The organism is Faecalicatena orotica, assembly GCF_003149245.1.
In the GTDB taxonomy this organism is placed as follows: Bacteria; Bacillota; Clostridia; order Lachnospirales; family Lachnospiraceae; genus Faecalicatena_A; species Faecalicatena_A orotica.
Map to the genome: position 1 here is coordinate 84863 of NZ_QGDL01000013.1, position 12392 is coordinate 97254.

Genomic DNA, 12392 nt, shown 5'->3' on the forward strand with positions numbered 1-12392 from the left:
TTCAGATGGATTAAAATACTAGCTTAAGGAGGCAGAGGTCCAATGGACAATTTAACATCAGTTATAATTCAATATGTTAGTGGTACGGCAGATGGAAGTTCCTGTGAAGAAGAGACCTTTACCATTAAAAGATAAAGGAATCCAGTAAAAGATGAATGAAAAGGAATTGATCGGAGAGTTCGTAAATGCTGGATGATAATAAAAAGATTTAACCATTTGCAAACGTATTGAATATAGATACCACATATAACAGAATTCCTAGTAATGTGTAAAGAAACATGAAAAAGGATGTCAGTTCATAAAAAATATACACAGTTATAGAAGAAATAGCTAAATAAGTTTTTGGAATATTGTTAAACAATACTGCGGAAGCTGAACGGTTATAGGATGAATAACTCAAGGTTATATTTTGAAATATGAACGGATACCAGGAACGAAAGGGAATGGATTCTAGTTATTCATCGATTTGTTATATTGTAAGACAGGAGGTTTAATAAGCCAGTCTTAGTGAACAGACTGAAATATCAATTAACAAAGAGGTAAAGGTCTTACAGGAACATAAATCAAAACATTCCTCCGATTTATAAAATAAATAGAATGAAAAAATTAAATAAATCTTAAAATGCATCTTCAATGTCAATTGAGGATGCATTTTTTTGACATTGAGAAGTGCTTATGGTAAACTAAGGACAGAATTATCTCAAAGTGTGCGTATACAATATCGTGCAGCCTTTACTGCACGCCCGCCCGGAGTCAGTGAATAAACGGATACGGTAAATGACTTGTGATTTTTAAAAAGTCTATGATGTTTACTGCCGACGGGGCATGAATTACGGGGTGCTTGGAGAGTATAAATAATATTACATTACGAGGTGAGTGCAGTGGATAAGTACGAATATAAGTTAAAGACAGAACAGATGCTTGAACTTATGGAAAACGGTGCATACAACAGGGCAGCGGAGATTGCGGATGCCATTGACTGGAAACGAGTCAGAAACGCTACGATGCTGACGAATGTCAGTGATATCTATGAGAAAAACGGAGATTATCAGAAGAGCTATGAAGTTCTGAATATTGCTTATCATCGTGCAGAAGGAAGCAGAAAAGTGCTTTACAGGTTATGCACACTGGCACTTAAGACCGGAAATGTTGATGAGGCGATTGATTATTATGATGACTTCATTCAGGTAGCGCCAAAGGATCCGAATCAGCATATTCTGAAATATAAGATTTTAAGGGCCCGGAGAGCTCCGATTGAACAGCAGATCGAAGCACTTGAAGAGTTTAAAAAGGCAGAGTATCTTGAAGAGTGGGCGTTCGAACTTGCCAAATTATATCAGGAAGCGGGAATGACGGCGGAATGTCTGGAAGAATGTGATGATCTGATACTCTGGTTCAGCGAAGGCAAGTTTGTTTATAAGGCGATGGAGTTAAAGATGCAGTATAAGCAGCTTACACCATCACAGCAGGAAAGGTATGACCGCAGATATGAGAAACTGGAATCAGAGACGGTAGAGATTCCTGATTTATCTGAATACCAGATGCGTAATGAAGAGAAAGAAAATACCCTGTTGGACAGGGAAGAGCTGGATAAAGAACGTGAACGTGAAATACTCCGTAAGAGAGAATTAGGCGATCAGGCACCACCGGAGGATTCTGAAGAAGAAACACCAGACGATGATGACGTTCAGGAAGAAGAACCTGAGACCGCAGAGGAGACTGGGCCGGAGGAAGCAGCAAAGGAGCCGGAGGATGCTGAACCGGAAGAGGAGCCAGAGGTAGACGAAACGGTCAAGAAACTGGAAGAAAAGGGCATTGGCAGCAGGATGAAGCTTGAGGATGCACTGAAGAGCCTGCTCCATCCAACCACCGAGGAGGCTGAAGAAGACCCGGACGAGGATGAGGAAGAAGAAATGCCTGAGCTGGAGGCTGCTATAGAAGAGATTGAGAATGTGATTGATCTGGAACTGGTTAACGAAATCACAGGAAAGCCAGAAAAAGAAGGAATCCGGTTTGATTCCGATCTGGAAGAACTAAAAGCAGAGCCATTGGAAGAGCTGCCGGATGAAGATGAGGGCGTAGGATCAGAGCCTGATGAAACCGAAGCACTTGAGGATATTCCAGATGAAGTTCTGGAAGAAATCGAGGAAGCTCAGGGTGGAATAATTGGCACATCTCAAGATACTCAGGAAGCATATGAAGAGTCGGAAGAGGAAATTTCTGAAGAAGATATTGCAGAGGCCGGAGTATTTTCAGAGGAATATTTAGTAGAGGAAGAAGAACTTCCGGAGGAGTATCTGGAAGAGGAAGAAGAATTTTCTGAAGAATATCTGGAAGACGCCGAAGAACTTCCAGAAGGAGAGGCAGAGGAGCTTGCGGATTCCGAAGAAGCAGATGACTATGATGAAGCCGAAGCGTATATAGAGGAATACCCTGAAGAAGAGGAAGAACTTCCTGATGAAGAGTATACGGAAAATATTTATCCAGAGGAAGCGCTTTCAGAAGAATATTTGGAAGATATAGAAGATTTGAGTGAAGAGGATTCAGAAGATATTCAGGAAGAAGTAGTTTATCCCGAAGCTGAAGAAGAACTTGTGGAAGAAGATTTCGAGGAAGCGGAGGAACTTCCAGAAGAGGAACCATATCCGGAGGAGAATGAAGAACTTCCGGAAGAATCTGCAGAAGAGATTGAAGAAGTAACTGATTCTTTAGAAACTGATTCTGAGCCAGTAATTGCTTCTGAGACAGAAACACCAGAAGTACCGGAAATGTCAGAAATAACGGAAGTACCTGAAATGCCAGAAACACCTGAAATACCGGAAGTACCTGAAATGGCAGAGGCGCTGGAGGGTGAAGAAGGAATAGAAGAAGTCGAAACAGCAGAAAATATAAAACCAGAAAGTAAGAAGCCGGCAGAAGAAGAACAAATAGAAGGTCAGCTCAGTATTGAGGATATTATGAATGACTTGAAAAATGAGTCGGCGGAAGAGGTAGACATGGGAGATAATAAGAAAAAGGCGGAGCCGATTTTGCCGCCTGATATCCAGCGTATGATTGATGAGATTGAAGGTGTGCTGCCGACAGAGCCAGAAGAGGAGCCGGTGCGTCCGATCAGGAGAAGGGGAGATGAACGCCGCGATAACATGGGGGCGATTACACAACAGCTCAGGATAGATGATATTGCTGATTATCTGGCCGCTACAGATGACGAGACCTATATGGACGACCTGCCGGAAGAGATTGATGCCGATGCATATGAAGACGAGTATGCTGAAGACTACACCGGTGAGTATGAGGATGAGTACCCGGGGGAGGAAGCAGCTGACGAGTACAGCGACGGGTATGCTAAAGAAGAATATGCTGACGGGTATGAGGACGAGTACGAAGAGGAAGAATACGCCGATGAGTATGAGGATGAGTACACAGAGGAAGAATATGCCGATGAGTATGAGGACGAGTACGCAGAGGAAGAATACGCCGATGAGTATGAGGACGAGTATGCAGAGGAAGAATACGCTGATGAGTATGAGGACGAGTACGCGGAGGAAGAATACACCGATGAGTACGAAGACGAGTATGCAGAGGAAGAATATACCGATGACGAATATGATGCCGCAGATGGATATGAAGAGGATTATGGTGATATAGAGGCGAGCTTCGAGGAAGAGTTCCGTCCGAATCCAAAGCATGCGAACGAGCCGGATGACAGGGAGATTCCGGATGAAGATGACGGAATGGACATTTTATCCGCTACAACGCCGTTGAGCCGTAAGGAAACAGCGAAACTGATTGCTACAGGAAAGACTTCTCCGCTCCCTCTGGATGAGATTTCAGATGCCCTCTCTTTATCAGATACAGGGTTTGTAGTTCATGGCCGTTATGATCTTGCAGCTCAGAGCGGGATCGGAACCAGGGCAGGCCTTACAGATGAGCAGAAGAAGTTGTTCTCTTACTTTGTTCCGGTAAGAGGTATGAGTGAACAGCTTGTGGATGTTCTGGAGCAGGACCGCAACTGCACGAACAGGGAGGAAACTTCCAGAACAGGAAATCTCCTGATTATTGGTAATAAAGGAAACGGTAAGACGGTGCTGGCCGTTGATGTTGTAAAAGCCATTCAGAAACAGAGAAACATCCGTCAGGGCAAGGTTGCCATTGTAACCGGTGATTCTCTGAATAAGAAGAAAATTGGCGATATCTTCGCAAAATTATACGGCGGGGCTTTGATTATTGAAAAAGCTTCTAAGATGAATGAAAAGACAGTTGCCCGGCTGAATAAGGCAATGGAACGGGACACCGGAGAGATGCTGATTGTTCTGGAGGAGCAGAGAAAGCCTCTGGACCGCCTGCTTTCTTCCAACAGAGAGTTCCGCAGAAAGTTTACAAGCCGTCTTGAGGTACCGATTTTCATCAATGATGAGCTGGTAACTTTTGGTCAGACTTATGCACAGGAGAATGGATACCGGATCGATGAGATGGGAATCCTGGCACTCTACAGCAAGATTGACACGCTTCAGAGAGAAGACCATGCAGTAACTGTTGCAGAGGTCAAGGAAGTGATGGATGAGGCGATGGCACATTCACAGAAGGCGTCTGCGAAGAAGCTTGTAAAACGTGTATTTGGTAAAAATACAGATGATGCTGACAGAATTATCCTGTCAGAAAAAGATTTTAATATTTAAGAATTTTATGGCAGGCAGACCCGTTTGGATCTGCCTGTTTTGCATATGTATTTCATTTTCCTATATGCGGCGGATTTCTCTTTCCTTTTTACTCTATTTCAAGTATAATTGTACATATAAAAATACGATTTGTGAGGTGGGCTTATGGGAAAGACAAAGACCGTACAAAAGAAGGTGCAGCCTTATGAGATTGGAGAACTGGACCAATATCTCTTCGGGCAGGGCACACACTATGAGATTTATAAGAAGCTTGGTGCTCACAAGGTAAAAGTAAGGGGAAAGGAAGGCGTTTATTTTGCAGTCTGGGCCCCGAATGCGAGACGTGTAGCTGTAGTCGGTGATTTCAATGAATGGGATTTTGAGGCAAATTATATGGAGCGCCATGATCCCGTCGGTATTTATACCTGCTTTGTTCCCGGGGTTAAGGAAGGCGAGTTATATAAATACTGTATAGAGACCGAGAAGGGCAAGCGGATATTCAAGGCAGATCCGTTTGCTAATTATGCGGAGCTGAGGCCGGGTACGGCGTCCAGAATTACGGATATTTCCCACCTTGACTGGACAGACAGCGAGTGGATGACGGCACGGGAGAAGTGGGACTGCAGGGTGAATCCGATGTCTATATACGAAGTCCACTTAGGGTCATGGATGAGACATCCGGGCCGTGAGGATGAAGGGTTCTATACATACCGCGAGTTTGCGAAGGAAATCGTGAAGTATGTTAAAGAGATGGGATATACACATGTAGAACTGATGGGGATGGCAGAGCATCCGTTTGACGGATCCTGGGGATATCAGGTGACGGGATATTATGCACCGACAGCCAGATATGGCACTCCGGAAGATTTTGCATATATGATCAATTATCTTCATCGGAATAAGATCGGTGTTATCCTAGACTGGGTACCGGCACATTTTCCAAAGGATGCACACGGACTCGCCGACTTTGACGGGACACCTGTCTTTGAGTATGCAGATCCCAAAAAGGGAGAGCACCCAGACTGGGGCACGAAGATCTTTGATTATGCAAAACCGGAAGTCCAGAACTTCCTGATTGCCAATGCGCTGTTCTGGATTGAGCACTATCATGTCGACGGACTGCGTGTTGATGCGGTAGCATCCATGCTTTATCTGGATTATGGCAAGCAGGACGGCCAGTGGGTAGCGAATAAGTATGGTGGCAACCAGAACCTGGAAGCAATTGCGTTTTTCAGACATTTGAATTCTGTTGTCCTTGGCAGAAACCACGGCGCGATGATGATTGCGGAAGAATCCACTGCGTGGCCAAAGGTAACCGGGGCGCCGGAAGATGACGGGCTTGGATTCAGTTTGAAATGGAACATGGGATGGATGCATGATTTTACGGAATATATGAAGCTGGATCCCCTGTTCAGGAAGAACGCACACTACCAGATGTGCTTTTCGATGGAGTATGCATATGCAGAGAATTATATTCTTGTGCTGTCCCATGATGAAGTGGTGCACTTGAAGTGTTCTATGATTAATAAGATGCCGGGAGTCGGGTTTGATAAGTTTGCCAATCTGAAGGCCGGATATGCATTTATGATCGGGCATCCGGGGAAGAAGCTTCTCTTCATGGGGCAGGAGTTTGCACAGCTGCGCGAGTGGAGTGAAGAGCGTGAGCTGGACTGGTATCTGCTTGCAGAAGAGCCTCACCGTCAGCTTCAGAATTTTTACCGTGATCTGCTGCATCTATATAAAAAGAATAAGGCCCTGTATGAGCTGGATAATGATCCGGACGGATTCGAATGGATCAATAAGGATGACACGTTCAGGAGTATATTCAGCTTTGTAAGGCATTCTAAGGATAAAAAGAAGAATCTTTTGTTTGTTTGTAATTTTACGCCGGTTGAACGCCCGGATTACCGGGTCGGAGTGCCGAGAAGGAAACAGTATAAGCTGATCCTGAACAGTGATGATGCCAGATTCGGGGGCAGCGGGGAAGAGCGTCCATTGATTTATAAGGCTGTAAAGCAGGAATGCGATGGCAGGAATTATTCCTTTGCCTATCCATTGCCGGGATACGGGGTTGCAGTTTTCGAGTTCTAACGAAAATTTCAGAGATTATATAACAGGAAAAAGGAATGGTGATATTTACCATTCCTTTTTTGTAGGCAAAATAACGATAGTGATTGACAAACATATAATTTATGTTATTATTTAATTATATTAATTAACAACGTTAAATATTGAAAGGAGAAGGTTATGAAAAAAGTTTTTGTGGTGTTTACTTTTGTTTTATTCGTATCGTTGTTAACCGGCTGTAGCAAAAGTAATGATTCAGGTTCTTCAAATGGAGAAAAGACTCTGACCGTGTGGTACTGGGGCGAGCAGGAAGCACCGGGGTATAAGGCCTATATGGAAGAGATGGTCAGGCGTTATGAAGAACAGAATCAGGAAATCAAGGTGGAAGCCGTTCTTCAGGAGAGCGATAACCTTTATTCCGCATTCCGTACGGCGGAGGCCGCCGGAGAAGGCCCGGATATCCAGTACATGTGGGGAGGGACTCAGGCAATGGAAGATGTCTGGAAGGGAAATGTTGCACCCCTGAGCGATTACATTTCCGAGGAAGAACTGTCTGTCATTCCAAAGTCATCTCTGGCAGAAACAAACTGGAATGGTAAGCAGTGGGGCATTCCTGCATATGGATTTACATACGGGATCGCGTATGATAAGGAAGCAATGGAGAAGGCGGGTGTGGACCCGGAAAACCCGTTTACAACGTGGGAACAATTCATGGACTGTTGTGAAAAATTAAAAAGTGCGGGAATCACACCTCTTGGGATGGGACTGAAAGACGGGTTTCTGCCGGCCTGGATCGGAATCTTTTTAGGGCAGCAGAATCTGGATAGCGTAAATGAAATGATAGACCTGATGAGCGGAGAAAAAAGTTTTACGGATGCAAAATATTCAGAATGGCTGGAAAAGATCGTGGAATTGAAAGATGCAGGATATATCAATGATGACATCTTGTCTCTGGACCTTTATCAGGGACAGCAACTGATTGAGAGCGGAAAGGCTGCTATGACGCTTCACACCCAGGCATATGCCGTATCATTGGAAAAATCATTGGGAGCGGAAAAAATAGGGTTTGCAAAAGCACCAGTGTACGGAACCGGAAAACTGGCGGCTTCTGTTGCGACACCCAGTCAGGTGTATGTGATTCCCAAGAGTGCTGCAAATAAAGAAGAGGCTGCTGATTTCCTTCTTTTTCTGCAGGAGGAAGAGAATGTAAAGTGCTTATATGAAATGGCTAATGTAATGATGCCGAATACGAATTTTAAGGAGGAGTGGGTAACAAGTGAAATTGATAAGAATGTGCTTCAATGGCAGAAGGAGGATACGAACTTTTGTTACCAGCTGTATTTTGCACCGATGTTTGAATCAGACGGACTGGTTCCCACAGTCCAGAAGATGTTTTCAGAAGATCTTCCTTATATAGATGCAGCCAAGGAACTGGATGCAGCGCTGGACAAGTGTATCGAGCAGAATCCTGAAGTACATGAGGCTTTTCTGGACTGGAGCGTAGAAGAATAAAGATTCTGGGTATCATGGGGGTGGATTATCCCCATGATATCAAAAGGAATGGGTAAATATGAAAAAAAGAAAAGCAAAGAAAATCAGTCCGTATATCTATATTCTGCCGACATTTATGATCCTGCTCCTTGTGATTGTGGTGCCTATCATCTATGTGGTTACGCAGAGTTTTTATACAACCGTGGCGGATGAAAATATCTTCGTGGGGTTAAGAAACTATCAGCTGGCAGTAAAGGATGAGTTACTGTGGATCGCTATGAAAAACAACCTGAAATTATTTTTATGTGTTCCGGTTCTGACGGTGATATCTCTTGCAATCGCTTCTGTCTTATATAATAAGATCAGGGGGTGGCGTTTTTACCGCAGTGTTATTTTTATTCCATATATACTGGCAATCCCTGTAGTCGGTATTGTATTTTCTTATCTGCTGCAGTATAACGGTGTCTTCAACTCGATATTAAGGGGAGCAGGTCTGGAAGGCCTTGCGCTGGACTGGCTGGGGAATCCGGATCTGGCGTTTCCAAGCGTAGCCGTAGTAATCATCTGGAAACAGATTGGGTTTGGCGTTGTTCTATTTCTGGCGAGAATGATGTCCATTGACAGGGCACTGTATGAGTCAGCTGATGTGGACGGCGCATCATGGCTTCAGAAGTTTTGCCATATCACGATTCCGCAGACAAAGTCAATCATTGAATTTTATATCATAATTACATTGATCGAAATGCTCAGCTGGGTGTTCAACTTTATTTATGTCATGACTGCGGGAGGGCCGGGAAATAAAACTCTTGTGCTGGAATATCTGATTTATAAGAAATCTTTTGGAGGCGGTGATTTTAATATTGCAATGGCGATCAGTGTCATATTACTGATTCTGGCAAGTATACTGATTGCAATACATCAGGTTGTGATGAGGAAAGAGGATTGATGAATATGAAACGAAAAAGAGGCGGTGGAACTGCGTCACAGCTGCTTATGATTTTACTGGTGGTTATAATTATATTTCCGCTGTATTTCATGACTGTAAATTCGTTTAAAACACATGAAGAGTATGTGAACAATATGATTGGTGTTCCCCGGACATTTACACTTCAGAATTATGTGGAAGCCTTTCAGGGAAAACCATTCGGCCAGTGGTTTTTTAACAGCCTGATACTGACGTTGGCAGCAGCCCTGGTTACCGGGGCCATTGCACTGCTTGCCGGATATGCATTTGCCAAGATGAAGTTTAAAGGCAGGGAGTTATTGTTTGGCATGATTGTGCCGCTGATGTCGGTTCCTCCTGTGGCGATGATTATTCCACAGTTCAGAATTATAAAAATAATGGGGTTAGTAAATACGCGCGTATCTGTTATATTAATATATGTAGGTATTATGCTGCCAATGACGGTTTATTTAATGCGTAATTTCATGAAGACTGTTCCGGATTCCTTGTTGGATGCGGCGAAGATCGATGGCTGTAATTCCAGAAAAGCACTGCTGTTCATTATGGTCCCGCTGTCGGTCCCGGCGTTGATCACGTCATCGCTGGTGAATATTGTCTGGGTCTGGAATGAACTGCTGATCTCTCTTGTATTTCTGCAGAAAGAAAGCCTTCGGACGCTGATGGTTGGAATTACATTGTTTAAAGGCCGCTTTACGTTAAATATACCGGTGATCATGGCCGGGCTGGTCATTGCGACAGTTCCAATTGTTGTTATATATATCTTTGCACAGAAGTATCTGGTTGAAGGGATGCTGGCAGGTTCTGTGAAAGAGTAGGAGAAAAGGAGGACATGCATTGAAGGTTTATAACCCGACAGATATAGGGGACAGGAATAAGCTCTCCATATTACATACAATTAAGAATAATGATGGTATTTCCAGACAGGAGATCTCAAAGAGGCTGCACCTGAGTGCACCGGCAGTCAGTAATAATGTTGCGGCTTTGATCGAAAACGGAATTATTTATGAGACGGGCTGTGACGATACGAGTCTGGGACGGAAACCGAGACAGCTCAGTTATAAGGGTGACCTTTATTATGTGATTTCGGTAGAACTGATGCCGAAGAAAGTGCGCGGGGGAATTGCAGATTTATACGGGAACGTGCTGTACTGGGAAGAAAAAGAGATTACGATGGATCATGGGGCACAAGGTGTTCTGATCCAGCTGGAATATGTGATTGATAAGCTGATTGAGGATAAGAACAATGATGTCAAGATTATAGCAATCGCGATTGGAGTCCCGGCCCTTACAGGGCAGAACGATTTGAATGACCTTTTTTCTGCCTATCTGGATGACTGGAAGAACGTAGATCTGGAAGAGTATATTTACAGTAAGTATCAGGTAAAGGCAATTATTGTCAATGACGTTGAACTGGCATTGATGGGTGAAAGGGAAAAAGGCGACGGGAAAGACCAGCAGAATATTATTTATATCAAATATGGGGATGGTTTTGCCGCCAGAGCCATCGTAGACGGGTATCTCTTAAAGGGACATAATATGGCGGCGGGTGAGCTGGGATATTATGCAGGTATGGAGGATGAGCTGACAGAAGGATTTGTCTGTCCGGGGCGGTTTGAGAGAGACGTCTGTGACAAGAGTTTAAAACAATATACCGGCAAAGAGAATCTGGATCTCGTAAAGCTCGAGAAGCTTGCGGCTAAAGGAGATGAAAAGGCAGCTGTAATTGTTAAACAGATTATTCGCAAGATCGCCGTTGTGATTGCCAATACGGTCCTTATGCTGAATTCGGAAGTCGTGATATTAGGCGGGATGTCAGAGGCGTTTACACAGGAGTACCTTTGCGAAATAAAAATGGTTCTGGAGAAGGTGTGCCCTTTTGTCCCTGAGGTAGTGGTGTCTAAGCTGGGAGTGAATGCGCCGGTGATCGGAGGCGTCAGGGTTGCACTGGATTATGCAGAGGAGCAGATTGTGATGCTCTGGAAATCATAAGTTGGAGGGTTCTATGGAAGGGAAGTTGAGCGGTGAGATTGCATCCTGTTATGAAAAACATATACAGGAAGAGGTGATGCCTTTCTGGGATGCAAGGTGTATTGACAAGGAGTGCGGCGGGTACCTGACCTGTTTTGACAGGCAGGGGAATCTGACAGATGATAAGAAATACGGCTGGTTTCAGGGGCGTCAGCTATATGTGTACGCACTCCTTTATAATAAGGTGGAAAAGAGGGCAGAATGGCTTGAAAATGCCAGACATGGGTATGAATTTCTAGTGAAGCATGTATACGCGGGAAACGGCCGGTGGAATTATATGCTTGACAGAAGGGGGCGGGTTCTTAGCGGGACGGTTTCTATTTTTTCGGATTTCCATATTATACAGGGAGTTGCGGAGTATTTGAAAATAGAAGTGGAAAGAACGAAGGAGGGGATGGAGCTGCTCAGTGAGTGCTTCGATGTAATGGAGCAGAACATGTTCGACCCTGAATTCAAGGACATCTATGAAAATACCTGGAGCCCTGTATTTATCTGGCATGATATGTACCTGACCTGTCTCGCGGCGACGGAAACCTGCGCGGAGGTACTGGGGCTTAAAAGAACGCAGAGGCTGCTGGGTGAATGCGTGGATAAGATTGAAAACTGGTTTGCCCGTGATCAGTATCAGGTGATTTTCGAGGCGGTGACGCGGGACAATGATATCTGTCTGGATACGGACAAGGGCCGGTTTGTGAATCCGGGGCATATGCATGAATCTGCATGGTTCTGCATAAAAGCCGGGGAGATGCTGAAGGATGAAGAGGTAGTAAGGCGTGGCGTGGAATTAGCCAGATGGGCCAACCGGGTCGGAAAGGACAGGGAGTACGGTGGAATAATTTCCTATGCAGATGCACTTGGGAAAACCCCGGAACCTATCGACTGGTTTAAAGAGACGAACTCACTGTGGAATGAGAAGGTGTGGTGGCCAAACGCAGAGGCGCTTGCTGCGTATGCGATTGCGTACAAGAGCTCGGGAGATGTTTTCTATCTGGAACAGTTTATGGAGCAGCATGAGTACTGCAGGGAAAATTTTTATGATGCCCTGTATGGTGAGTGGTATGAACGCCTGACATATGATGCCCAGGTAAAGAACAGCGATAAGGGAACCCCGTGGAAGTGTGCATTCCACCTTGTGAGGGCTCTGGTATTCGTATGGGAAGCTTTTAAAGAAATGGAGGATTAGA

7 protein-coding genes are annotated in these 12392 nt (G+C 44.5%); all 7 read left to right on the plus strand.

Annotated elements, in window-relative coordinates; translation table 11 throughout:
* Positions 1-881: 881 nt before the first annotated feature.
* On the plus strand, positions 882-4679 hold the full coding sequence (locus A8806_RS19390) for a hypothetical protein (protein ID WP_330405409.1): 3798 nt from the start codon (positions 882-884) through the stop codon (positions 4677-4679).
* A 144-nt stretch (positions 4680-4823) separates the two neighbouring features.
* Positions 4824-6749 (plus strand): 1,4-alpha-glucan branching protein GlgB, encoded by a 1926-nt coding sequence (gene glgB / locus A8806_RS19395; RefSeq protein WP_109732825.1) that lies wholly within the window; start codon positions 4824-4826, stop codon positions 6747-6749.
* Between the two features lie 156 nt (positions 6750-6905).
* Positions 6906-8237: an ABC transporter substrate-binding protein gene (locus tag A8806_RS19400; RefSeq protein ID WP_109732826.1), complete on the plus strand. Its 1332-nt coding sequence runs from the start codon at positions 6906-6908 to the stop codon at positions 8235-8237.
* Positions 8238-8295: 58 nt separating this feature from the next.
* A complete protein-coding gene (locus tag A8806_RS19405) occupies positions 8296-9162 on the plus strand; it encodes a carbohydrate ABC transporter permease (protein ID WP_109732827.1) in 867 nt (288 codons plus the stop codon).
* Positions 9163-9167: 5 nt separating this feature from the next.
* Entirely contained in the window at positions 9168-9995 is an 828-nt protein-coding gene (locus A8806_RS19410; protein WP_109732900.1) for a carbohydrate ABC transporter permease, read from the plus strand.
* 19 nt (positions 9996-10014) lie between these two features.
* Entirely contained in the window at positions 10015-11169 is a 1155-nt protein-coding gene (locus tag A8806_RS19415; RefSeq protein WP_109732828.1) for an ROK family transcriptional regulator, read from the plus strand.
* Between the two features lie 13 nt (positions 11170-11182).
* Complete coding sequence (locus tag A8806_RS19420) at positions 11183-12391, plus strand: AGE family epimerase/isomerase (protein WP_109732829.1); 1209 nt, start codon at positions 11183-11185, stop codon at positions 12389-12391.
* Position 12392 lies beyond the last annotated feature (1 nt).